Raw genomic sequence first — 23759 nt, 5'->3', positions numbered from 1 at the left:
CGCGATACAGGCGGCACAAAGCAAATCGCCGACCCGCCTGACGGCGGATCGGCGCCGGGAGATGTTTCCCTACTGCCGGTGCCCCCTGCGTGGCACCAATCAGATCTGCGCTGGCTCCACCAGCGGTTATGTCCGGACGAAGGCTCACCGTCGAAGCCCGCGTCAGCTTCCGTAGCGAGACCGGCGACCTGGGCGGGTTACGTACAGGTCTCCGACTCGTCATCAAGGGGGTGTCCTGGTCCTCACACCGAGGCGCCAGAGGCCAGTCCGCCGAGACTGGCCGCTGGTCTGCATAACTAGGTATCTCCGGAGACATGCTCCACCGGGGTTTCCTATGTCTTGAGACACCCGTTTCCTATGTCCTGAACCAGAGCACCGCCACCCCGACTGTGGAGTAGCAGGTCAAGGGCCTGATCGCTGGATACAGCGGTCAGGCCCTTGATCGTTTGACCGTCATTCGACCGTCGGTCTGAACGCGAACATGGCCTCGTCGACGGTCTCTTGTCCCGTCGATGGCGTGCGGGATGGAGGCGGTCCGCCCGCGCTCCCGGCAGCTCTCCATGCGCGGTCGGCGGGCGTGCAGGGCAGCCCGCCGACCCCGCATGGGTCACTTCCCGTGAAGCTGCCGCAGATAGTCGTACGTGCTGGGCAGGGTGTCGATGAGCTCCTGCTGGCGTTCCTTGATCCCGGCGAACACGGCCTCCGCGCTCTCGGCGTGATCGGGGCGGTAGGTGAGCGCAGGCATGGGGTGGTCGGGGTTGAAGCCGAGGCCGGCGAAGATGGAGTAGTAGTTGCTGTTGTTCCAGAAATTGCGGAACTCAGCCTCGAAGTTGCTGTAGTAGGTGTTCTCGTCGGTCACCGGCAAGTTCACGGGGAGACCCGCCCGGTACATGGCGATCTTCTCCTGGATGTCGGGCGCGAGCTGGAGCTCCTTGTTCGCCCTCCAGAACGGGGTGTCGGTGCGTGGAGAGAAGTAGAAGTGCGCCTGGATGAAGTCACGGGAGTCGTCGAACATCGTCTCGATCTCCCGGTTGAACCGGTCGGCGAGGATCGGATCGAAGCGCTTGTCGGGGAAGTGCTTGGCGAGCTGGTAGATCGCCGCGGTGATGAAGTAGATGCCGGTCGACTCGAGCGGCTCCAGGAAGCAGGACGACAGGCCGATGCTGACACAGTTGCGCACCCACGCGCGGCGGTTGCGGCCGACCCGGAAGCGGACGTGGTTGAGCCGGGTCTCGCTCGGGTCCAGGTTCCAGAGGCGGCAGAAGTCCTCCGTGGCCTCGTCCTGGGTTGAGAACCTGCTGGAGTACACGTAGCCGGTGCCGAACCGGCCGAGCATCGGGATCTTCCAGGTCCATCCCGACTTCATCGCGATCGACGAGGTGTACGGCTGCACGCCGTGGGTGGCGTCGTCGTGCGGCACCGCCGTGGCCACGGCCCGATCGTTGAGCAGGAAGTCGCTCATGTCGAGGAACGGCTCTCGCATCGCCTGGTTGATCAAAAGCCCGCGGAAGCCGGAGCAGTCGATGAACAGGTCGCCCTCGAGCAGGCGGCCCTCCTTCGTCCGCAGCGCGGTGATGAAGCCACGCTGGTCCATGAGGACCTCGGTCATCTCGTCCTCGACGTGTCGTACGCCCTGCTTCTCGACCGCGAAGCGGCGCAGGAACGCGGCCACGAGGTTCGCGTCGAAGTGCCAGGCGTAGTTCGTCCAGCGCTGCCCGTCCATCGTGCACGGCGCCAGTTTGGCGTCCAGGACGGGAGGCTCCCGGTAGCAGGCGTACGCGAAGGGCTCGTCCGTCTGGCCGGCCAACGTCTTGGCGGTCCAGTGGTGCGAGAGCGGCAGCCGTTCGTGGTCGGGAAGCAGGCCGAACAGGTGGTAGAAGTGGTCGCTCCCCCCCTTGAACGGCCGCTCCTGCGCCTCTCCCTCGCCGGGCGTCCGCCAGTTGACGAAGCGGATGCCCATCTTGAAGCTCGCATTGCACTCGCGCATCCACTCCTCCTCGGGCAGTCCGAGGAAGTCGAACAGGACGCGCTGCAGGTTCGGAACGGTCGCCTCACCGACTCCGATCCTCGGGATCGACGGCGCCTCGAGGACGGTGACGGCCACGCCGTCGCCCAGCGCCTTGCCGAGGTAGGCGGCGGTCATCCATCCCGCCGTACCGCCGCCAAGGATTACGACATTCTTGATCCGATGGTCCATCGTGCAGTCCCTTTCACTGGGAGAATGCGGACGACGATTTAGCGGGGAAACGATTGATTACAAGCAGGCCAGGTTATTCGCAACTGTAGATATAGGCATGTCGCACCGCAAGAGATACATCGAATATTAGACGTATCCGCAGGTCAGATGGGTCGCGATAGCCCTCTGAAAACAAACGCTGGCGGTCGTATGACATTTTCCCGCAGCCTCGATGGCGTCTCAATGGAGGCCCACTGACTACCCTTGCGGTCGTTCCACACGCTGTGTGACGATGCTACGACGCGCCAACCAGGGGAATTCGACAGCGATTCGCAGGAAAAGCCGGCCGCCGCACGACGTATATCAACCGCGAGGAGAAATGAACACACGGACGAGGGACCTCAGACGTGAGGACCTCCACGCGAGCGTGTCCCTGCCCGTCATGGACACGATGAACTTCCTCAACGAGATCACACACCGTTACCCCGAGGCCATCTCCTTCGCGCCCGGCCGCCCCTACGACGGGTTCTTCGACGTCGAGCAGATCTTCACCTACATCCGGCGCTACCTCGACCATCTCGCCGCAGGCGGCGACTCCCCGGCGCGGATCCGGGACGTGCTGTTCCAGTACGGGCCGACCGCCGGCCTGATCCGCGAGCTGATCGCCGCCTCACTGCGCGAGGACGAGGGCATCGACGTCCCGGTCGAGTCGGTCGTGGTCACCGCCGGCTGCCAGGAGGCGATGTTCCTTGTGCTGCGGGCGCTGATGGCGGACCGCGATGACGTCCTCCTGCTCACCAGCCCGTGCTATGTCGGCATCACGGGGGCGGCCCGCGTGCTGGGCGTCGAAGTGGCGGCGGTGCCCGAGCGCGAGGACGGCCTGGCGCGCGAGGACATCGAGACCGTGGTCAAGGAACAGGTGGCCGCCGGACGTAGGCCGAGGGCGATCTACGTGACGCCGGACCACTCCAATCCGTCCGGGGTGACCATGTCGCTGCAGGCTCGGCGGGAACTACTGGACCTCGCCGAACGGCACGACCTGCTGATCGTCGAGGACAGCCCCTACCGGCTGGTGAGCGCGGGGACCCGGCTGCCGACGTTGAAGTCCCTCGACCGAAACCGCCGGGTGGTGCACCTGGGGTCGTTCTCGAAGACCGTCTTCCCCGGCGCCAGAGTGGGCTTCGCCGTCGCGGACCAGGTCGTCGGCGCCGCGGAGGGCCGTGACGGGCTGCTCGCGGACGAGCTGGTGAAGATCAAGAGCATGGTGACGGTGAACACCTCGTCACTCGGCCAGGCTGCCATCGCCGGTGCGCTGCTGCAGCACTCCGGCCGGATCACCGACCTGAATGCCGGGCCGGCGGCGTACTACGCGGACACCATGCGCACCACCCTGGACCGGCTGGCCCGGGAACTTCCCGCCGACCGGCGCGCCCGGCTCGGGGTCCGCTGGAACGAGCCACGGGGCGGCTTCTTCCTCACCCTGCGCGTGCCCTTCCGTGCGGACAACGAGGCGCTGGGCAGGTCGGCACGGGACTTCGGCGTCATCTGGACCCCGATGAGCTACTTCTATCCGGAAGGGGGAGGCGACCATGCCATCCGCCTGTCCACGAGCTACCTCACGCGCGCCGACATCGAGACCGGCGTCTCACGCTTGGCGGAGTTCATCGAGGCCGAGGCGACGACCGGAGGGGACGGGCTCAGTGGGTCCAGGAGATCAGTGTGATCTCCATTGCGGGCACCCGCTCGAGGATCGCCTTCTGCAACTGCTGCAGTTCGATGCCCGGCTCGATCCCCAGCTTGTCCCGCAGCCTGCGCCTCATCAGGCTGTGACTCTGCAGCGCCTCCGCCTGGCGGCCCGACCGGTAGAGGGCGAGGACGAGTTGTGCGGTGAACACTTCGTGAAATGGATATTCCGACACGATCTTATGCAGCTCCGGTATCACCCGCCGGTGATTACCGAGCTCCAGCTCTAAATTCACCAGTTCTTCATATGCCGCGATGCGCTGATTTTCGAGTAACCGCGCCTCCTGCCGAAGAATTTCTCCAGGAACTCCGACGAGCGCATTTCCACGCCATGCCGCCAACGCTTTCCGGAAAGCCGCAGCCGCCTGCTCTTTCTCGCCCTCACGAATCGACTCGTGCGCCTCGGCAACCCGGCTCTGGAAATAACGCAGGTCGAACTCGCAGGCGCCGATTTCGATCGCGTAGCTGGATGTGCTCGTTTGCAGGCTGACCTCGGGCATCGGGCCGAGCAACTGACGCAGGCGGTACACGTACGACTGCAGCGTGGTCTGGGCGGCGGCGGGAGGACGGCCGTCCCACACGCAGTCCACCAGACGGTCGACCGGAACCTCCTTGTCGGCGTCGAGCAGCAGCGTGGCCAGCACACTCTTCTGCTTCGGCGCCGTGATCTGGATCCTTCCTGCCGGATACCGGACCTCAAGCGCTCCGAGGATGGCAAAGTTCATGATCGCCCCCAGCTCACTACCGAGTAGGCAACAGCGTGTCGGACTTTCCCCGTCTTGCGACGTCGCGCAGGTCTTTCAGACGCGCAGGCCCTGCGGTGGCACACCCCCCCGGTGCGCCCACAGGGAGCACAAATTGCACTGTAGGACTAGGAATTATCCCAAGTCAACTATCGGTTGGCAATTCTCGCACCCTGCTGTCAACCGAGCAGACCCCATCCGATAGGAGAGGCGCCCACATCGCAGTCCCGAGTTACGGAACGTAACTCGGTGATCACCTGCGGATATAATCAGAATACGACTAGGCAGCAATGAAAGGCTGGCATACGATTCGGGGGACGGTTTGCTCCGCCATGATCCACGCCGGCAGGGAACGTCGCAGAACATAGGCGATGTCGATTCGCGCGCACTGCGGCCTCTCCGGTGAAAGCAAGCTGTATTTCCCGCACCAGCAATTCAGCGGCCGATGACGCCATAGTGCGTCGGCGCGGCCGCGGGTCCCCAAGTCAGGGTGCGTTCACGCTGCCGCGAACAGCCGACGCCCCGGAACAGCCGACGGAAGGTGAGCGCATTGCATGGCACCTCGAAGCCACGAAGCAGGAGACGCATGTGGGGGTGGACCTACCGATGACCCTCGCCGCTGACATGCCGACGGCGCCGGCCCTGGCGCAGCAGCCGCTCCGGTCCGCCCTTAACATTCGGATCGCCGGAGTGGGGACAGCCGTTTCCCCCGACTCCTACTCCCAGCAGGAGGTGCTGGACACCTTCGACATCGACGACGCCCGCATCCGGTCGCTCTTCCTCAACAGCGCCATCGACCGGCGTCATCTCACCCTCCCACCGCTGGGGGCCGACGGCAGGCGACGGCAGGAGTCCCAGGGCGAACTACTCGACAAGCACAAGGACCTGGCCCTGGACATGGGCGGCCGCGCCCTGTTGACCTGCCTGAAGGACGCGGGGGCCGAACTGTCGGACATCAGGCACTTGTGCTGCGTGACCTCGACCGGCTTCCTGGCGCCTGGGCTGAGCGCGCTGTTGATCCGCGAGCTTGGCATCGACCCGAGCTGCAGCCGCTCCGACATCGTCGGGATGGGTTGCAACGCCGGTCTCAACGCACTCAACGTCGCCGCGGGCTGGTCCGCCGCGCACCCCGGCGAGCTGACGGTCGTGCTGTGCACCGAGGCCTGCTCCGCCGCGTACGTCTTCGACTCGACCATGCGGACGGCGGTCGTCAACAGCCTGTTCGGCGACGGCGCCGCAGCGGTCGCCCTGGTCACCGGGCAGGATTCGGCCCAGGGGCTCCCGCCCCGAGGCCCCCGGATCCTCGGCTTCGCGAGCTCGCTCATCACCGAGGCCATCGACGCGATGCGCTACGACTGGGACGGCGACGCGGGCAAGTTCAGCTTCTTCCTCGATCCGGAGATCCCCTATGTCGTGGGCGCGAACGCGGAGGAGGTCGTCGACCGGCTCCTGCGTCCGGCGGGGCTGCGCCGCAGCGACATCCGGCACTGGCTCGTGCACTCGGGCGGCAAGAAGGTGATCGACGCCGTGACCGTCAACCTCAGCCTGACCCGCCACGACGTACGGCACACCACGGGCGTGCTGCGCGACTACGGAAACGTGTCGAGCGCGTCCTTTCTTTTCTCCTACGAGAGGCTGCTGGAGGAGCACGTGACCGACCCAGGCGACTACGGGGTCCTGATGACCATGGGGCCGGGCTCGACGATCGAGACGGGGCTGATCCAATGGTGACGCCGGGCGGCGCGGCGGAGGCCGCCGATTCGCACATCGTCCGGATCGACGGCTCCCGGCCGGTCTCGGCCGAGGCGGTACGCGAGCTGACCGCCCTGTGCGACAGGGCCGAGGACCACGAAAGTCCCGGCATCGTCGTGGCCCATCTGACGGGCGCGCCTGAGGGCTCATGGACCGAGGGCCTGACGGTCGCGGTGACGAACAAGTGGGAGCGCGTCCTGCGGCGGCTGGAGCGGCTCCCGATCACCACGGTCGCGGTCGCCTCGGGCGACTGCGGCGGTACCGCACTTGACGTGTTGCTCGCCACCGACTACCGGATCGCCCTCGCGGACGCGCGGCTGATGATGCCGCTGCAGGCGGACGCGACCTGGCCTGGGATGGCCGCCTACCGATTGGCGCAACAGGCGGGGGCGGCCGCGGTCCGCCGCGCCGTACTGTTCGGCATGCCGATCCCGGCGGCGGAGGCGCTGTCGCTGCATCTGGTGGACGAAGTGGCCGAGGACCCGGACGAGGCATTGGCCCGGGTGACGGCGATGGCCGGCGCGGTGTCCGGGAGCGAGCTCGCCATCCGCCGCCGGTTGATGCTCGACGCGACCACGACCAGCTTCGAGGACGCCCTGGGCACGCACCTCGCGGCCTGTGACCGGACACTGCGGCGCCTGGCCGCCCACGTGGCGCCGGTCGCCCCGGTCGCCCCGGACGCGCCGGTCGCCCCGGTCGCGCCGGTCGCCCCGGTCGCGCCGATCGCTCCGGTGGCGCCGTGACGCCCCGGCTCGCCGCCTCGGCGGTGCGCCGGGGCCTGGAGGAGGACCGGGAGGCGCTGGCCGGTGCCGCGCGCGGGGCCGAGGAGGTCCTGGCTACGCTGCCCGAGCCCGTGGCGCGCTCGCCCCAGGAGCGGGCCACGGCGGCGGAGGCGAAGAACATCGCGCGGCGGGCCCGCACCGATTTCCTGGCCGTCCACGTCGACTCCGTTTACGACGAGCTCACGGGCGGACGGGCGCACGCCCTGCGCCTGGCCGAGCTGGTCGAGGCGGCGGCCGCCGCCTTCCCCGGGCTGGTCCCCACGGCCGGGCAGCTCGCCGCCGAGCGTGCCAGGCCGCAGGCGGCCAAGGAGGGCCACGAGATCGACCAGGGCATCTTCCTGCGGGCGGTGCTGGGCTCGGCGGTGGCCGGCCCGCACCTGGTCGACGCGATGCTGCGCCCCACGCCGCGGGCCCTCGGGCTGCTGGCGGAGTTCCTCCGGACCGGAGCTGCCGACCTCGGCTCGGTGCGGCTGGAGCGGCGGGACGGAACCGCGCACCTGACGATGTGCCGCGACGACTGCCTGAACGCCGAGGACGACCGTCAGGTGGACGACATGGAGACGGCCGTCGACCTGGCGCTGCTCGACCCGGCCGTACGGGTCGGGGTGCTGCGCGGCGGTGTGATGACCCATCCCCGCTATCGCGGCAGGCGGGTGTTCAGCGCGGGCATCAATCTCAAGGCTCTGCACGCGGGCGGGATCTCGCTTGTCGGCTTCCTGCTGCGCAGGGAGCTCGGCTACATCCACAAGCTCGTCCGGGGACTGCTCGTCGAGCACGAGACGTCCTGGTTCTCACCCACTGTGGCCAAGCCCTGGGTCGCGGCCGTCGACGGCTTCGCCATCGGCGGGGGCGCGCAGTTGCTGCTCGTGTTCGACCACGTGATCGCGGCGTCCGACGCGTACGTCAGCCTGCCCGCGGCGCAAGAGGGCATCATCCCGGGCGCGGCCAACCTGCGGTTCTCCCGGTCGGTGGGACCGCGGCTGGCCCGCCAGATGATCCTCGGCGGCCGCCGGATCTGGGCGACCGAGCCCGCCGCGGGCCTGCTGATCGACGAGGTCGCGGAGCCGCCGGACCTCGACGCCGCGATCGAACGCGGCGCCGAGCGGCTCAAGGGCCCCGCGGTGGTGCCCAACCGGCGGATGATCAACCTGGGGGAGGAGCCGCCTGCGGAGTTCCGCCACTACATGGGGGAGTTCGCGCTCCACCAGGCGCTGCGGCTGTACAGCGACGACGTGATCGGCAAGGTCGGGCGGTTCCACGCGGCGAAGGCCCGGGCGTCGTGAGCACGGCGGCCGGCCGGCGGGTCCGGTACGAGAAGAAGGAGCACGTCGCCCATGTGACGCTCGACCGGCCTGAGGTGCTCAACGCCATGGACCTGCGCACGCATGAGGAGCTGGCCGGCATCTGGGACGAAGTCGAGGCCGACGACGATGTGCGGGTGGCCGTGCTGACGGGTGCCGGCGACCGGGCCTTCTCGGTGGGACAGGATCTGCGCGAGCGCGCCGCGCTCGACGAGCGGGGAGCGCCGACGACGACATTCGGCAGCCGGGGCCAGCCGGGCTGGCCCCGGCTCACCGAGCGGTTCGACCTGTCCAAGCCAGTTATCGCCCGGGTCGACGGCTATGCGCTGGGCGGCGGTTTCGAACTCGCGCTGGCCTGCGACATCATCGTGGCCAGCGACCGTGCGGTGTTCGGCCTGCCCGAGGTGCGGCTGGGGCTGGTGCCCGGGGCGGGCGGGGCGTTCCGGCTCGCCCGGCAGATCCCTCTCAAGGTCGCCATGGGACACCTCCTCACTGGCCGCCGGATGCCCGCCGAAGTCGCCCTGCGGCTCGGCCTCGTCAACGAGGTCGTACCGGCGGAGAGGCTGGACGAGTGCGTCGCCGGCTGGACCGGCGACCTGGTCCGCAGCGCCCCCCTGTCGGTGCGGGCGATCAAGGAGGCGGTGTACCGGTCGCTCGACATGCCGCTCGAGCAGGCGTTCACCGCCTCCTACACCTGGGAGAGCCGGCGGATGCACAGCCGTGACGCCGTCGAGGGTCCCCGGGCCTTCAGTGAGAAACGCGAGCCCGTCTGGCTCGGCGCCTGACGCCGGCCTCACTCCCCACAGCGCAGCGAAGGAGCCCGAATGAGCGAGGACGCTCTCTATCTCCGGCCCAACGTCATCATCGAGCCGCTGGTCGACGGCTTCTACGCCTGGCTGCTCACGGTGGCGCCGGTCCAGGCGGCGATGAACCTGGCCTTCCTCCAGGTGCCTCTTCTGGAGGCCTATCTGCAGTCGCCGCCGGTGCACGTGGCCGCCAGCCGCAATCCCGACCTGCGCGGCGGCTACTTCGTGGGCATCGAGGAGTCACGTGCCGGCGAGGTGCGCGACCTGCTCACCACCATCAAGAAGGACAGCGGAGACATGCTGCGGTTCGCCGAGGCGATCGCCAAGGCCCAGGACCTCGTACGGCAGGGCGCCACCGGGTTCGACCTCACCCCGCTCTACCCCAAGCTGCCGCCCGAGCTCGCGGGCCTGGTGGAGATCGCGTACGACACCGAGAACCAACCTTCGCTGCACTTCCTGGAGCCGCTGGTCTACGAGAGTGCGGCCTGGATAGAGAGCCGCCAGTCGGTGCAGTTGTCGATCGAGCCGGGCGTGGAACGGCCGTTCATCCTCAGCACGCCGCGGCTCCCCTCCCCCGACGTGCTCGACCTGCGCATCCCGTTCCGGCACCCCGGCCTGGAGGAGCTGTTCGGGGCGCGGCTGCGGCCGGTCTCCCTCGGCAGGCTGCGCGAGGCGCTGGAGCTGACAGATCCGCAGGCCGCTCAGCTCGCCACCCTGCTGACGGACCGCTGCGCCCTCGCGCCTGACCGGCACATCGAGGCCGGCGGCCGCATCCGCTACTTCGGGCACGCCTGCCTGGTCCTGCAGACTCCCGAGGCCGCGATCGTCACCGACCCCTTCATCAGCGCGGACACCGAGGCGGGCGACCGCTACACCCTGGTCGACCTGCCGGACTACCTCGACCTGGTGCTGATCACGCACGGCCATCAGGACCACATCGTGCTGGAGACGCTGCTGCAGTTGCGCGGCCGCGTCGGGACGGTGGTGGTGCCGAGATCCTCCCGCGGCAACCTGTGCGACCCGTCGCTGGGCCTCTACCTCCGCCACCTGGGCCTGCCCGTGGTCGAGGTGGACGACTTCGACGAGGTGCCCTTCCCCGGAGGAAAGGTCGTCGCCACACCGTTCCTGGGCGAGCACGCGGATCTCGACATCCGGAGCAAATCGACGTACTGGGTCGAGATGGCGGGCAAGTCGATCTTCGTGGGCGCGGACTCGTCCGGCATCGACCCGGTCCTCTACCGGTACATCCGCAACCACCTCGGCGCCGCGGACATCGCCTTTCTCGGCATGGAGTGCGACGGCGCCCCCCTGACCTGGCTATACCAGGCGCTGCTCACCAAGCCGGTGACCAAGAAGATGAGCGACTCCCGCAAGCTGTCGGGCTCGAACGCGGCGCAGGCCGGCGCCATCGTGACCGAGCTCGGCGCGAGCGAGGCCTACATCTACGCCATGGGCGAGGAGAGCTGGCTCGGCCACGTCATGGCGACCAGCTACAACCCGGAATCGGTGCAGCTCAAGCAGGTCGAGGAGTTCCTGACCTGGTGCGCCGACCGCGGCGTCACGGCCGGGCACCTGTTCGAGCGGCAGGAATGGCGCTGGTAGCCGCCTCCCGCGACCACCCCAACCACGAGATGGAGGAAACGACATGCGCACTACCACCTTCGACTTCGAGAACCCCGAGGCCCGCTTCAAGGTGCTGATCAACCACGAGGAGCAGTACTCCATCTGGCCCGCCGACCTCACGGTCCCTGGCGGCTGGAACGAGACCGGGGTGCTCGCCTCCAAGGAGGAGTGCGACACCTACATCGAGGAGAACTGGACGGACATGCGGCCGAAGAGCCTGCGCATCGCGCTCGACGGGGAATGACGAACGTCGCTCATGCCTTACGTCTTCACCAACGGCATTCGCCTTGTCTACGACCGCTGGGGGCGGGGCGAGCGGGTGCTGCTGATCATGGGTTCCGGGGCGGGCGGCCGGGTCTGGACGCTGCATCAGACCCCCGCCCTGACCCGAGCGGGATACCAGGCGATCACCTACGATCACCGGGGCATCCCGCCCTCGGACACACCCCCGGGCCGGTACACGCTGCCGGACATGGTCGCCGACGCCAAGGGCGTGATCGAAGCCCTCGGTGCCGCGCCGTGCCGCGTCGTGGGCTACTCGATGGGTGCCATGGTCGCCCAGCGGCTCGCAGTGGACCACCCCGAACTGGTCCACTGCGCCGTCCTAATCGCGACGAAGTCCCGGTCCGACGCCACCAGGGACCTGTTCACGCGAGCCCATCAGGCGCTCGCCGCGAGTGGCGTGACGCCGCCGAGGGACTACGAGGCGGCCATGACTGCCCTGCAGATGCTGTCCCCCGCGACCCTGAACGACGACGACGCGGCAGGCCCCTGGCTGGACCTGTTCCGGCACGCCCAGAGTGACAGGGACGGCCCGAACCGCCAGCTGTGGGCCGACGACCCCGCCGACCAGCGGGAAGCGTTGCGCCGGGTCGGCGTCCCCTGCCGTGTCATCGCGTTCTCCGACGATCTGATCGCCCCGCCTCACCTTGGGAGGGAGGTGGCCGCCGCGATCCCCGACTGTGACTACGTGGAGATCGAGAGGGCGGGGCACTTCGGCCACCTGGAACGCCCGGACGAGGTCAACGGGGCGATCCTCGAATTCCTGAAGCGGACGGACTGACACATGAGACTTCGTTCGGCACCTCTCGAGGACTGGCTGCGGGACTACTACTTCACCGCCGAGATCGACATCAGCTCCAGCGGCGTGCAGTCGTACAGCATGGGAGAGCTGCGCGCGATGACGGGGACGGGGCAGGACGAGATCGACGCCCTGGTCTTCGACGACGGCTACTCGCTGGGGGCCCCGGCGGTCAGGTCGGCCCTGGCGGAGCTCCACGGCGGCGTGGACCCCGCCACGGTCATGACGACCTGCGGCTCGGGTGAGGCCATCTCCCTGGTGATGATGGCGCTGCTGCGCCCGGGTGACGAGGTCGTCGTCGTCGCCCCCGGCTATCACCTGCTCGTCGAATACGCCGTCGCGCTCGGCTGCGAGACGAAGGCCTGGCGGCTCGACGCGGAACGGGGCTGGCAGGCCTCGCTCGACGAGCTTGCCGAGCTGGTCACCGGCCGCACCCGCGCCATCATCGTGAACTTCCCGCAGAACCCCACGGGCGCGACGCTGAGCGCGGAGGAGATGCGCGCCGTGCTCGCCACGGCGGAGCGCGTCGGGGCCTACGTGCTGTGGGACTCCGCCTTCGCGGCCCTCACCTACGAGGACGAACCGCTCCCCGACGTGTCGGCCTGCTACGAACGCGGCATCAGCTTCGGCACGTTCTCCAAGGCGTTCGGGCTGCCGGGGCTGCGCTTCGGCTGGTGCCTGGCGCCCCCGGAAGTCCTCGAGGACTGCATGCGCATCAAGGACTACACGACGCTGCACGTGTCGCCGCTGGTGGAGCTGCTGGCGCTGGGGGTCCTGCGGAATTCCGGGGCCTTCCTCGGGCCCAGGCTCGCGCAGGCGACGACCAACCGGGAGATCGTCCGGAAGTGGGCGGAAAGCAACCGCGACCTCGTGTCCCTCACCCTGCCGGCGGGCGGCGTGGCGGCCTTTCCCGAACTGGTCGGCCTGCCGGACACCTGGGACTTCTGCGAGGCGCTGTTCCAGCGGCACGGGGTGCTCGTCGTCCCGGGAGGCTGCTTCGACGAGCCCGCCCACATCCGGCTGGGTTTCGGCGGCGCGGCCGACCAGCTCGAGGAGGGACTCGACAGGCTGACCTCGGCGCTGCTGGCCTGGCCCGGCCGGAGGGGTTGAGTGGCGCCGGTGATCCTTACCGCCGGGCCGGTGGCGCCTATCCCCGCCCACCCGCTTCTGGTCTTCCTACTGCAGATCTCCCTGCTCCTGGGCGCGGCGCTGCTGCTCGGGCGGCTCGCGTCCCGCATCGGCATGCTGCCGGTGACGGGTGAGCTGTTCGCCGGCGTGCTGCTCGGGCCCTCCGTGCTGGGCGCGGCGGCCCCGGGCCTGAGCGGGTGGCTCCTCCCCGCCGCCTCCGAGCAGACGCACCTGACCGACGCGGTGGGCCAGATCGGGGTGCTGCTGCTGGTCGGCATCACGGGGATGAGCATGGACACCTCCCTGATCAGGAGCAGGGGCGGCACCGCCGCCCTGGTCAGCGCAGGGGGCCTGCTGGTGCCGCTCGCCCTTGGCGTCGCGGTCGGGTACGCGCTGCCCGCCACGATGCCGGCGGCCGGCGCGGACCGCACGGTGTTCGCCTGGTTCCTGGGGGTCGCACTGTGCGTGAGCGCGATCCCCGTGATCGCCAAGACACTGCTGGAACTGCGCATGCTGCACCGCGACGTCGGTCAGCTCATCATCGGTGCGGCGGCCGTGGACGACTTCGTGGGCTGGCTGCTGCTGTCGGTGGTCTCCGCCATGGCGGCCACGGGTGTGCACGCCTCGACCCTCGTCCGCTCGGTGGCGTACCTGCTGCTGGTGCTCCTGCTCACCATGACCGTCCTGCGGTACGCGGTGAACTCGACGCTGCGGCTCGCCGGACGGTCCCCGGAGCCGGGGGTCGTACCGGCCGTCGTGGTGATCGTGCTGCTGGTGTTCGGAGCAGGGACGCAGGCCCTCGGCATGGAGGCGATCGTCGGCACGCTCCTGGGGGGCGTCCTCATCGGCTCCTCCGGCGCGGTCGACCGGGAGCAGATCGCGCCAGTGCGCACGTTCGTCGTCGCCGTTCTGGCCCCCGTCTTCTTCGCCACCGCCGGGCTGCGGATGGACCTCACCGCGCTCGCCCAGCCGCCCGTCCTGCTCACCGCACTCGCGGTGCTCACGGTGGCGATCGCCGGGAAGTTCGCGGGTGCGTACATCGCGGTGCGGCTCGCCCGGCTGAGTCACTGGCACGCGGTCGCCCTGGGCGCCGGCCTCAACGCCCGCGGGGTCATCGAGGTCGTCATCGCCATGGCGGGGCTCCGGCTCGGCGTGCTGAGCAGCGCCATGTACACGATCGTGATCCTGGTGGCTCTCGTCACGTCGCTGATGACACCGCCCATCCTGCGGTACGCCGTCCGGCACATCGCCGTCACCACGCCCGAAACGGAGAGAGAAGCGTCCATGGTCGTGGGCTGACGCGCCGGGCCTCCTCCTTTCCCCTTCCTGTTTCCCGCCCGTCAGGAGCATCAGTGACCAAGGTCGATCTATGGGCCGCGGAGTTCCAGAAGGACCCGTACCCGGCCTACGCTCGGCTGCGCGCCGCCGCGCCCGTCCACCGGATGACCGGCCCTCTCGGCGCCGACTTCTGGTTGGTCACCCGTTACGAGGACGCCCGCGGCGCGCTCAGCGACCCCCGATTGTCGAAGGAGCCCAGGCATCTCCCGGAGTGGCTGCGGCGCGTCGGCAGCGCGTCGGAGGACGAGGGTCCGTCCGGCAAGAACATGCTCAGCAGCGACCCGCCGGACCACACTCGTCAGCGGCGCCTGGTCAGCAGGGCGTTCACCCGGCGGCGGATCGAGGCGCTCGGGCCACGCGTCCAGCAGATCACCGACGGCCTGCTGGACGCGATGGAGGGCCACGAGGAGGCGGATCTCATCGCCTCCTTCGCGGTCCCACTGCCGGTCACCGTCATCTGCGAACTGCTCGGCCTCCCCGAGGCCGACCGGGACCGGCTGCACGCCTGGACCGACCACCTCGAACGGCCCACCTTCACCGAGGCCGACGTGGAGGCCAGGAAGAGGGCCGCCGCCGAGTTCCGCGCGTACGCGGTGAGCCGACTGGCCGAGCTGCGGTCGAACCTGGACCCCGACCTGCCGGCCGAGGAGCAGCCGGGGCTCCTGGCCAGTCTCATCGCGTCAGCGGAGGCGGGCGACGGGCTGTCGGAGCTCGAACTGGTCGGCATGACCCTGCTGCTGACCATCGCCGGCCACGAGACCACGGTCAACCTGATCGGCAACGGCATGCTCGCCCTGCTGACCAACCCGGACCAGATGAAGCTGCTGAGATCGGAGCCATCGCTGCTGGGGCCCGCGATCGAGGAGATGCTGCGCTACGACGGACCGGTCGAGCGCAGCACCATCCGAGTGGCTACGGAGGATGTCGAGATCGGCGGCGTCACCGTCCCCGCCGGGTCGGTCGTGTACGTGTCGCTCAACTCGGCCGACCGCGACGGGACGCGCTTCCCCGACCCCGACCGGTTCGACGTCACCCGCTTCGCCGATGGAGGCGAGGCCGGGCACGTCGCGTTCGGGCACGGCGTGCACTTCTGCCTCGGCGTGCAACTGGCGCGGCTCGAAGGCCGGATCGCCTTCACCTCGCTGTTGCGCCGGTTCCCGCGGATCGAGCTCGCCTGCGCGCCGGAGGAGCTGCGGTGGCGGGGCAGCGGCGACAGCATCCTGCGCGGGCTGGCCGGCCTGCCGGTCCGGCTCCGCTGAGCCCGGAGCTCTTCTGGCGCCACTCGGCGGGACCCCGGTCAGCCGAGCCCGGAGCTCCCGCGGCGCCGACCGGCCGGGGCCCGGTCAGCGGGCACCGGCGGTGAGGTCCGCGATCATGTCGGACAGGGCGCCGACGGTGTCGAGGCGGAGGTACCGGCGCAGGTCCAACCGGATCTGAAAGTGCTCCTCCACGGCGGCGAGCAGCCGCAGCGCCGCCAGGCTGCTCCAGCCGCCCAGCTCGTTGAAGCGCGACGCGAGGGATATGACGTCGGGCCGCAGGTCGGTGACGTCGGCGACGATGCGGACCAGGTCCCCGGGAAGCTCATGCGCCGGCATGGCGGTCCTCCTTCTCCACGATGATCCAGTCGGGATGGAGCGCGGGCGGCGGGTCGAGGGGAAGGACGTACCGTGTCACTTCCTCCGACTCCCGGCCGGCGGTGAACCCGGCCTCGCTGAGGAACCGCCGTGCCGGACCGTTCCTCTCGGTGGGCCGGTAGTCGGCCTCCAGCCGTACGGCGCCCGCCGTGCGGGCCTCGTCTGCGAGCACCTGCAGGACGGCGAACTCGATACCGCGGGAGAAGACCCGGCAGCTCATCACGTAGTTCTCGATCAGCCAGTAGTCGTCGGCCGGGGTCACCCAGAGCGCGCCGACCAGTCCTTCGGACCCGAACCTGTCGGTCACCTCGAAGCCCAGGACGCGGTGGTGGCCGGACTCGGCCATTTCCCGCGTCCGCGCATCCGGATGCGCGCGCCCCAGCAGTGTGAACTGGTTGGTGCGCAGTCCGAGCTGCTGGATGCGCGCGATCGTGTAGGCGTCGGCCTGCCGGACCGCGACGCGCACCCCGAGTCCGCGGAGATAGTCCTCCGCGGTACCGCGGCTTTCCGCCTCCCAGCGCCGTCGCCTGACCCGCGCCTGGTACAGCTCGGTGCGCCGCCGGTCGGTCGTCGTCGTCGCGAGCACGTCGAAAGCCCCCTCGGCGAGCAGGTCGGCGGCGTGCTCCGAGGGGTCCCCACCCAGGTGGACCACCGTCACCTGGGGGTGCGTGCGGCTCACCAGCTCGCACTCGAACCGGCTGTCGTCGGCGAACACCAGGCTGTCGAGGCCGATGTTGAGCTCGGCGGCGATGGCGGCGACGTTCCCGTCCTTGGGGTCCCAGTTCACCGCCGAGACGGCGAAGTCGTCCTCTCGCAGCACCAGCCCGGGGTGCTCGGCGAAGACCTTCCCCACCAGCGCGGCGTCGTTCTTGCTGCTGATCGCGAGCAGTACGCCCTGCCGCCGCAGCACCAGCGCCGTACGCTGAGCCTCCAGGTAGGAGTTGCCGGGGTAGAGCGTGCCGACCTCGATGTTCTCCGGCCCGTCGTCGCCGAGCACCCCGCCCCACAAGGTGTTGTCGAGGTCGAGCACCAGGCATTTGGCCGCCCCGCCTGCCACCGCCCGGCAGAACCCGGCGGCCTCCTGGGCGTACAGGCGCTCCACCGACGGGGACCACGCCATCCGGGCGAAGTGGTGCAGCCGCGTGTCCCGCAACCGGCCGGGGTGGTCCGCGAGGAGCATCTCCATGTCCATGATGTGGACCGACGCCGTCTCCTCCGCGAGGTCGAGCAGCCGGCTGTTGAGTTCCCGCCAGATCTTGCCCAGGGCGGCCCGCGACCGGTAGGCGATGACGGACCTCAGCCGGGCCGCCGGCAGGGGGACCGTGTGCACGAGCACCGGCTTTCCCGAGCGGGCGGAGAAGTCCTCGACGGCGCCGCGCAGCAGGTCCAGGCGCTCCATGAGTCGTCCCCGCAGCGAGGGCAGGTCCGCGGGATCCCAGTCGGCCGGCCAGAACACGCTCTCGTCCAGCAGGCACAGCGTGACGTCGGGCGCGAAGCGGGCCAGGGCCGAGTCCTGGCCGCTCAGCTCGATCAGCAGCTCCTCGGAGGGCGTCACGTGCAGTTCGGCGTCGACACCCGCCCGCAGCAGCGCGATCCGCAGCAGCGGCGCAACGGCGTCGCACACGAAGGAGGCGGCGACCGCGACCCGCAGTGGCCGGAGCACGCGGCCCGGCGTCGTCACGAGATGGACGGGCGTGGTCGCCAGCAGTCGGCCCGCCTCCCTGGCGACGGCGACGTCGGGCGTGCGGGCCAGCTCCGCCAGCAGGCCGAGGTCGGGCTCCGCTCCCGGCTCCCGAAGCCGGCGCACCCGTGCGAGCAGGTCGTTCACGTCAGGCTCTCCTCGGGGGTCGTCAGACGGTCAGCAGGGTGCAGGCCCAGTGCATCCCGCTACCCATGCTCAGCAGTGCCACGATGTCCCCCGGCTTGAGCTCGCCGTTCTCCAGATGCCGTTCGAGGCACAGAAGCTGGTCGGCCGTGCCGAAGTGGCCGTGGTCCATCGCGAACTCCGCGTTGGTTCGGTCGAGCGGGACGGCGAGTTCCTCCGTCAGGGCGGTGAAGGCGCTGATGTTGTCGTTGAGATACAGAACCCTCGCGATCGAGTCGACCGGCACGCCCGCCCGCTCGCAGGCGCGCTCCAGCACGACCCGGTTGCGCGCCTTCATCGTCGTCGACAACCGGTAGGCGGCCTGGCCGTCTCCCTTGAAGAACGCGTCCATCCGGTCGACCAGGGCGCCGACGGCCGGCCGCGGCCCGCCGGGGGCGAACGGCCGGGCGGTCCCCCCGACATCCATCCGCATGAAGTCGGCGTACCGGCCGTCGCTGATGACCTCGGTGAGCAGCCACCGGCACTCCGGGTGGTCCCGCCGCAACACGACCGCCGCCGCGCCGTCCGAACTCAAGGACGTCCCCGTCTCCGCCCGGTCCCAGTACGACTCGCACACCCTGTTGGCGGTGACGACCACCGCGGTGCGGTAGCCGGGATGAGTGGCGAGCTTGCCCGCCACGGTGTCGAAGGCGAGCACTCCGGCGCTGCACGCCTGGTTCATGAGCAGCGCCTCCGCGCGGTGGGCGCCGAGACGGGCCTGGACCGCGGCGGCCACGTCCCAGTACAGGTACTCGGCGAGGTCGGAGATCGCCATCACCAGGAGGTCCACCTGCGCCGGCCGCACCTCGGCCTTCGCCAGGGCGGCGGCGGCCGCCTCCACCGCGAGATCCGAGATCCCCACCCCGTCGTCGGCGCGGAAAATACGCCGGTATCCCTTTGCGTCGAGATCCCTCCGGGCCGCGTCATCGGATTCCGGCGGGAGAATTCCGGCGACGTCCATCGACGTTCCGAGCGCGTGACCGAAGGCCAGGATGCCGAACGACATGCTCACTCCTGCAATAAAGGTTGCGCGGTCTTTTTTTCCTGGCCGGGAGCACAAATACAGGGGCGATATTCAGGAAATCACCGGCCGATGCGATTCCGGTGCCCGCGCGCCGGGCCCGGGCACCGGCCCAAGCCCTGGCCGCACTCACTTCTCCCACGCTCACCTGCGCCGCGATTCCCCATGCCTTCTCACCCTAGGGAGGGAATCGCCGCGAGGGAAGCGCCCCGCCGTCCGTTACAGGTGCGCGATTCCATCGGAACAGCGGCCATCCATATATCCTCCAGCAGCCCGCCAGCGGCACACCAATAATAATCCTCAATTTCCCATGACTTTTGATGTTTGCCTTAATGCGGGCGTGCGGTCTACGCTTTCCGAAAGCCCCCGGCGGCGGCACGTGACGACTATTGAACGATGCGGAGAATTCAATGCATTGCACGACGGGAATCACGACCAATCCTCTGGCCAGGGTCAAATGACGGGCCCGCTGGACGGACTGCCGCCTGACGGCCCTCCCCCGCCCCATGAGAAGCCGAAGCGGCCCAGGTTCCGGGACACAGCCCGGCTCATCGGAGGCGCCGTCGGCATCGTCCGAGCGGCCTCCCCGCGGGACTTCTACGTCGTCATGGCGGCCGATCTGGTGCAGAGCATCGGCATCTTCGCGGCGCTCGTACAGATGCAGCAGGTGTTGTCCGGGCTGATCACCGCGAACTCCGGAGGCGACACCGGCGGACTGGTCGGAGCCATCACGCTCTTCCTGATCGCCAACATCGCCATCGTCATCAGCCAGGCGTTCATCAACAACCGCCGCATCATCCTCAGCGAGAAGACCAGCATGTACGTCTGCGGGCAGATCCTGGACGTGGCGTGCCTGGCCGAGCTGGCCGACTTCGACGACTCCGGTTTCCACGACCGTCTCCAGCGGGCCAACGCCAGCGCCGTCGTCCGGCCCGCGCAGATGGTGCAGAACCTCATGCGGATCGGCCAGTCGCTGTTCACGCTGATCGGGATCTGGGTCGCACTGCTGTCGGTGAACGTGTGGATCGCCCTGGTGGCCGCGGCGGTCGTGGTGCCCATCTGGATCGGCGGCGTACGCGGCGGCGAGCAGCACTTCGACTTCGTCCGGCGGGTCACCCCCACCGATCGCAACCGCAACTACCTGTTCGACCTGCTGACCGCCCGGGAGCCTGCCAAGGAGATCCGCGCCTTCAACATCGCGGGCTACCTCTCCCACCGCTGGCACACCACGATGAACCAGCGGCTGACCCTCATGCTGGGCATGCTGCGCAAGCGGTTCCGTTCACAGCTCATCGCCTCCATCGGCAGCAACGCCGTGGTGGCGGCGACCGCCGGCATCCTGATCGCGCTCAACCTGTCGGGCGTCCTCACCCTCGCCGAGACCGCGACCGTCGCGGGCATGCTCCTTCTGCTCAGCCAACGGCTGCAGGACACCGTGATGGGCACCAACGAGTTCTTCGAATCCGGCCCGCTCATCCGCGACCTGAAGGACTTCCTCGGGCTGAAGCCGCAGCTCGTGAAGGATGCCGCCGGGGATCCGTTCTCCGGCCCGTTCCGCCGCATCGAGCTCGACGACGTCGAGTTCGCCTACCGCGGCTCCCCTCGCCGGGCGCTGAAGGGGATCTCGTTGTCGATCAACGCGGGCGAGGTCGTCGCCCTGGTCGGGGAGAACGGTTCGGGCAAGACGACCCTGGCGAAACTCCTCGCCGGTCTCTACACCCCAACCGGCGGTGCCATCCACGTCGACGGCGTCCCGCTCAGCGGCATCGACGCGACGTCGTGGCGCGAGTCTGTCGCCGTGCTCTTCCAGGACTTCATCCGGTACGCCCTGCCGGCCGAGGAGAACATCCGCCTCGGATCGGTGAACAGGCAGACCGGCCTCGACGACGTCCGCGATGCGGCACGCGCCGCCGGAGCTGACGACTTCCTGGCCGCGCTGCCCGCCGGGTACGACACGATCCTGTCTCCCCAGTTCGGCGAGGGACAGGACCTGTCGCTCGGGCAGTGGCAGCGGGTGGCGCTCTCGCGCGCCTTCTACCGGGACGCACCGCTGGTCATCCTGGACGAGCCGAGCGCCTCACTCGACGCCAGGGCCGAGCGTGCCCTGTTCGACAGTGTCCGCGATCTGTACGCGAGCAGGACCGTCCTGCTCATCTCGCACCGCTTCTCCACCGTGCGCACGGCCGACCGCATCATCGTGCTCCGCGACGGGCGGATCGTCGAGCACGGAGACCACGACTCGCTGATGGCGGCCAACGGGCTCTACGCCGAACTGTTCACGATCCAGGCGAGCGGGTTCCTCGAGGACAACGGCCAGAACGGCGTCCTCGTCGCCCACACCCCCCAGCTGGCCGCAACGCCAGAGTCACCGGATGCCAGTGCTCTCTGACATTCCACGCAGGGACACCGTCAGGGTGTCCCTGCGCGATTTTTGTGTCCCCCGTGTCCAGAACGCCTCGCGGCGGGCGTGCGCCCCGCGCTTCCGGCCCAGCGACACATCGTTCCGCATCGGAGGTCGACCATGAAGACGTCACGGCCGGAGGTCGGCGCCCAGGAACGCGCCATCGAGGACATCTACCCGCTGACCGCGATGCAGCAGGGCATGTTGCTGCACACCCTGCTGGCCCCCGATTCCGGGATCTACTGGCTGCAGACCGGTCTGCTGCTGGAGGGCGACCTCGATCGCGACGCGTTCGAGCAGGCCTGGACGCTCGTCTTCGCCCGGCACGCCGCACTGCGCGGCATCGTCGTCTGGGAGGACGTGCCCACGCCGATGTGGGTGGTGTACCGCTCGGTGCCGCTCCCTCTGACGCTGCTGGACTGGTCGGACCGAGACGAGGCGGCGCAGGACGAGGCGCTGGCGGAACTGCTGGCCGCCGACAGGGAACGGGGGATGGGCGCCGACCGGCCGTCGATGGCACGGATCACGCTCGTCCGCCTGGGCAGTCGGCGGCACCAGCTCGTGTGGAGCCGTCACCACCTGGCGCTGGACGGCTGGAGCACGCCGATCGTGCTCAACGAGTTCCTGGAGGCGTACGACGCCGTCGTCGCGGGGGTCGCTCCCGCGCTCCCGGCCCGGCGTCCCTTCCGGGACCATGTCGCCTGGGCGATGGGGCAGGATCTGGGACCGGCCGAAGCGTACTGGCGGGATCGGCTCCGCGGTGTCGAGACCGCCACCACCCTTCAGATCGAGGGTGAGACCGGTCTACGGGGCCACGACATCCGCCGTCGTCGCCTCTCCCACGGGACCACGTCGTCACTGTCGGCCTTCGCCCGCAGGCACCGGCTGACCGTGAACACGGTGGTGCAGGGCGCCTGGGCCCTGCTGATGTCGGTGTACGCCGGCACGGACGACGTCGTCTACGGCAGCGTCACCTCGGGACGCGGCGACCATCTCACGGGCGTCGAGTCCATGGTCGGCCTGCTGCTGAACTCGATTCCGGCGCGTGTGCGAGTCGACCGCACCGCGTCCGTGGCCGCGTGGCTGCGCACACTGCAGAAGGACCAGGTGGCGTCCCGCCGGTTCGAGCACACCCCGCTGACGAGTATCCAGAGCTGGGCGGAGCTGCCGTCCGGCCAGTCGCTGTTCACCAGCATCTTCGTCTTCGAGAACTTCCCCGGCATCACGGGCGGGGGCGGCGGGCTGCGCGCCACGGAGAACTTCGCGCGCGAGCACAACAACTACCCGCTCACCGTCGCCGCGTTTCCGGGGGACGAGCTCGAGATCGGCATGACGTACGACCTGAGCCGGTTCACGGACGCGACGATCGAGCGCCTGCTGGCGCACCTGGAGGAACTGATCGTCGCCATCGTCGCGGACGGTGGCCGGCGTGTGGGCGAGCTACCGCTGTTTCCGTCCGTGGAGCAGCAGATCGTGCGGGAGTGGAACAGCACCGACGCTCCCGTGCCGGCCGTGGCGGGGGTGCACGAGCTGATCGCCGCCCAGGCTGTGCGGCACCCGGACGCGGTCGCCGTCATCCTCGACGACGACCGGCTCACCTACGGGGAGTTGGAGGCGCGGGCCAACCAGCTCGCCCACCACCTGCGCGACCGGGGTGTGGACCGCGAACAGGTGGTCGGGGTCTGCCTGCACCGCCACCCCGACCTGCTCATCGCCCTGCTGGCCATCTGGAAAGCCGGCGCCGTCTACCTCCCCCTCGACCCCGACCACCCCACCGACCGCCTCACCTACACCCTCACCGACAGCCACGCCACACTCCTCCTCACCCACACCACCACCGGCCCGACATCAGGCGACGGCGAGCGAAACACAAACCATGGCGGCAGCGCCGACGGTGGCGGGGACTGGCGGGACACGGGTGTACCGGTGATCACGCTGGATGATCCCGTCACAGTGCAAAAGCTGGACGCTCTGCCCACCGACCCACCGGACATACCCGCCACCGGCGGGCAGGGCGCCTACCTCATCTACACCAGCGGCTCCACCGGCCGCCCCAAAGGCGTCCTGATCCCCCACCACGGACTACTCAACCGCATCACCTGGATGCAAAACACCTACCACCTCACCCCCGCCGACCGCGTCCTGCACAAAACCCCCACCACCTTCGATGTGTCCATGTGGGAACTCACCTGGCCACTGACCACCGGCGCCACCATGATCCTGGCCGCCCCCCACCGCCACGGCGACCCCGCCTACCTCGCCGACCTGATCCACCACCACCACATCAGCGTCACCCACTTCGTCCCCTCCCTGCTCCACCACTTCGCCCACCACCCCTGGCCCACCCCCCTGCCCACCCTGCGCCT

Annotated in this window: 18 protein-coding genes; 13 read left to right on the top strand and 5 right to left on the bottom strand. The window is 69.2% G+C overall.

The annotated features are described in order from the left end of the window. Positions 1 to 607 precede the first annotated feature (607 nt). On the bottom strand, positions 608 to 2197 hold the full coding sequence (locus ABZ860_RS34515) for a tryptophan halogenase family protein (RefSeq protein ID WP_357228499.1): 1590 nt from the start codon (positions 2195 to 2197) through the stop codon (positions 608 to 610). Positions 2198 to 2555: 358 nt separating this feature from the next. On the opposite strand from ABZ860_RS34515, the gene ABZ860_RS34510 reads away from it, so the two are divergent. Beyond that, positions 2556 to 3899: a PLP-dependent aminotransferase family protein gene (locus ABZ860_RS34510; protein ID WP_357228496.1), complete on the top strand. Its 1344-nt coding sequence runs from the start codon at positions 2556 to 2558 to the stop codon at positions 3897 to 3899. Here ABZ860_RS34510 and ABZ860_RS34505 read toward each other — a convergent pair. After that, positions 3874 to 4644: an AfsR/SARP family transcriptional regulator gene (locus ABZ860_RS34505; protein ID WP_357228493.1), complete on the bottom strand. Its 771-nt coding sequence runs from the start codon at positions 4642 to 4644 to the stop codon at positions 3874 to 3876. The two genes, ABZ860_RS34510 and ABZ860_RS34505, sit on opposite strands and share 26 nt — an antisense overlap. A 708-nt stretch (positions 4645 to 5352) precedes the next feature. On the opposite strand from ABZ860_RS34505, the gene dpgA reads away from it, so the two are divergent. From dpgA to ABZ860_RS34455, 10 genes are read left to right on the top strand one after another with little or no spacing between them, the layout of a single operon-like run. Further along, positions 5353 to 6393 carry a 3,5-dihydroxyphenylacetyl-CoA synthase DpgA gene (gene dpgA, locus ABZ860_RS34500; protein WP_357228490.1) on the top strand — a complete coding sequence of 347 codons (1041 nt, stop codon included), beginning with the start codon at positions 5353 to 5355 and terminating at the stop codon, positions 6391 to 6393. Beyond that, positions 6387 to 7157, top strand: coding sequence for an enoyl-CoA-hydratase DpgB (gene dpgB / locus ABZ860_RS34495; protein ID WP_357228488.1), 771 nt, complete (start codon positions 6387 to 6389; stop codon positions 7155 to 7157). The genes dpgA and dpgB overlap by 7 nt, the downstream gene beginning before the upstream one ends. Beyond that, a complete protein-coding gene (gene dpgC, locus ABZ860_RS34490) occupies positions 7154 to 8479 on the top strand; it encodes a (3,5-dihydroxyphenyl)acetyl-CoA 1,2-dioxygenase DpgC (protein WP_357228486.1) in 1326 nt (441 codons plus the stop codon). Before dpgB ends, dpgC begins: the two co-directional genes overlap by 4 nt. Beyond that, positions 8476 to 9282, top strand: coding sequence for an enoyl-CoA-hydratase DpgD (gene dpgD, locus ABZ860_RS34485; protein WP_357228483.1), 807 nt, complete (start codon positions 8476 to 8478; stop codon positions 9280 to 9282). The genes dpgC and dpgD overlap by 4 nt, the downstream gene beginning before the upstream one ends. 39 nt (positions 9283 to 9321) lie before the next feature. Next, positions 9322 to 10905, top strand: a complete 1584-nt coding sequence (locus ABZ860_RS34480) for an MBL fold metallo-hydrolase (RefSeq protein WP_357228480.1) — start codon at positions 9322 to 9324, stop codon at positions 10903 to 10905. Positions 10906 to 10948: 43 nt separating this feature from the next. Continuing rightward, complete coding sequence (locus ABZ860_RS34475; protein WP_357228477.1) at positions 10949 to 11170, top strand: MbtH family NRPS accessory protein; 222 nt, start codon at positions 10949 to 10951, stop codon at positions 11168 to 11170. Positions 11171 to 11182: 12 nt separating this feature from the next. Beyond that, the gene (locus ABZ860_RS34470) at positions 11183 to 11989 is read left to right on the top strand and encodes an alpha/beta hydrolase (protein WP_357228475.1); all 807 of its coding nucleotides are present in this window, start codon (positions 11183 to 11185) and stop codon (positions 11987 to 11989) included. 3 nt (positions 11990 to 11992) lie between these two features. Continuing rightward, the gene (vioD, locus tag ABZ860_RS34465) at positions 11993 to 13117 is read left to right on the top strand and encodes a capreomycidine synthase (protein ID WP_357228473.1); all 1125 of its coding nucleotides are present in this window, start codon (positions 11993 to 11995) and stop codon (positions 13115 to 13117) included. A gap of 9 nt (positions 13118 to 13126) precedes the next feature. Next, on the top strand, positions 13127 to 14434 hold the full coding sequence (locus tag ABZ860_RS34460) for a cation:proton antiporter (protein ID WP_357228471.1): 1308 nt from the start codon (positions 13127 to 13129) through the stop codon (positions 14432 to 14434). A 53-nt stretch (positions 14435 to 14487) separates the two neighbouring features. Continuing rightward, positions 14488 to 15732, top strand: a complete 1245-nt coding sequence (locus ABZ860_RS34455) for a cytochrome P450 (protein WP_357228469.1) — start codon at positions 14488 to 14490, stop codon at positions 15730 to 15732. 84 nt (positions 15733 to 15816) lie between these two features. Here ABZ860_RS34455 and ABZ860_RS34450 read toward each other — a convergent pair whose 3' ends face one another. The 3 genes from ABZ860_RS34450 to ABZ860_RS34440 are packed head-to-tail and all read right to left on the bottom strand — an operon-like array spanning position 15817 to position 18977. Next, positions 15817 to 16068, bottom strand: a complete 252-nt coding sequence (locus ABZ860_RS34450; protein ID WP_357228467.1) for a phosphopantetheine-binding protein — start codon at positions 16066 to 16068, stop codon at positions 15817 to 15819. Next, positions 16055 to 17935, bottom strand: a complete 1881-nt coding sequence (locus ABZ860_RS34445; protein ID WP_357228464.1) for an HAD-IIIC family phosphatase — start codon at positions 17933 to 17935, stop codon at positions 16055 to 16057. The genes ABZ860_RS34450 and ABZ860_RS34445 overlap by 14 nt, the downstream gene beginning before the upstream one ends. Before the next feature lie 22 nt (positions 17936 to 17957). After that, entirely contained in the window at positions 17958 to 18977 is a 1020-nt protein-coding gene (locus ABZ860_RS34440) for a 3-oxoacyl-[acyl-carrier-protein] synthase III C-terminal domain-containing protein (protein ID WP_357228462.1), read from the bottom strand. 472 nt (positions 18978 to 19449) lie between these two features. Here ABZ860_RS34440 and ABZ860_RS34435 point away from each other — a divergent pair, with 472 nt between their 5' ends. Further along, positions 19450 to 21381 (top strand): ABC transporter ATP-binding protein, encoded by a 1932-nt coding sequence (locus tag ABZ860_RS34435; protein WP_357228460.1) that lies wholly within the window; start codon positions 19450 to 19452, stop codon positions 21379 to 21381. Positions 21382 to 21513: 132 nt separating this feature from the next. Next, positions 21514 to 23759, top strand: a 2246-nt coding sequence (locus tag ABZ860_RS34430) for a condensation domain-containing protein (RefSeq protein WP_357228457.1), incomplete at its 3' end; no start/stop codon positions are given.

This window comes from Microbispora sp. NPDC046973 (assembly GCF_040644495.1).
In the GTDB taxonomy this organism is placed as follows: Bacteria; Actinomycetota; Actinomycetes; order Streptosporangiales; family Streptosporangiaceae; genus Microbispora.
This window is presented reverse-complemented; position numbering and strand designations above follow the sequence as displayed.

Excerpts from the sequence above, each read along its gene's own strand:
- ABZ860_RS34515 (WP_357228499.1), bottom strand. The coding sequence starts at position 2,197 with ATGGACCATCGGATCAAGAATGTCGTAATCCTTGGCGGCGGTACGGCG.
- ABZ860_RS34510 (WP_357228496.1), top strand. The coding sequence starts at position 2,556 with ATGAACACACGGACGAGGGACCTCAGACGTGAGGACCTCCACGCGAGC.
- ABZ860_RS34505 (WP_357228493.1), bottom strand. The coding sequence starts at position 4,644 with ATGAACTTTGCCATCCTCGGAGCGCTTGAGGTCCGGTATCCGGCAGGA.
- dpgB (WP_357228488.1), top strand. The coding sequence starts at position 6,387 with ATGGTGACGCCGGGCGGCGCGGCGGAGGCCGCCGATTCGCACATCGTC.
- ABZ860_RS34480 (WP_357228480.1), top strand. The coding sequence starts at position 9,322 with ATGAGCGAGGACGCTCTCTATCTCCGGCCCAACGTCATCATCGAGCCG.
- ABZ860_RS34475 (WP_357228477.1), top strand. The coding sequence starts at position 10,949 with ATGCGCACTACCACCTTCGACTTCGAGAACCCCGAGGCCCGCTTCAAG.
- ABZ860_RS34470 (WP_357228475.1), top strand. The coding sequence starts at position 11,183 with ATGCCTTACGTCTTCACCAACGGCATTCGCCTTGTCTACGACCGCTGG.
- vioD (WP_357228473.1), top strand. The coding sequence starts at position 11,993 with ATGAGACTTCGTTCGGCACCTCTCGAGGACTGGCTGCGGGACTACTAC.
- ABZ860_RS34450 (WP_357228467.1), bottom strand. The coding sequence starts at position 16,068 with ATGCCGGCGCATGAGCTTCCCGGGGACCTGGTCCGCATCGTCGCCGAC.
- ABZ860_RS34440 (WP_357228462.1), bottom strand. The coding sequence starts at position 18,977 with ATGTCGTTCGGCATCCTGGCCTTCGGTCACGCGCTCGGAACGTCGATG.
- ABZ860_RS34435 (WP_357228460.1), top strand. The coding sequence starts at position 19,450 with ATGACGGGCCCGCTGGACGGACTGCCGCCTGACGGCCCTCCCCCGCCC.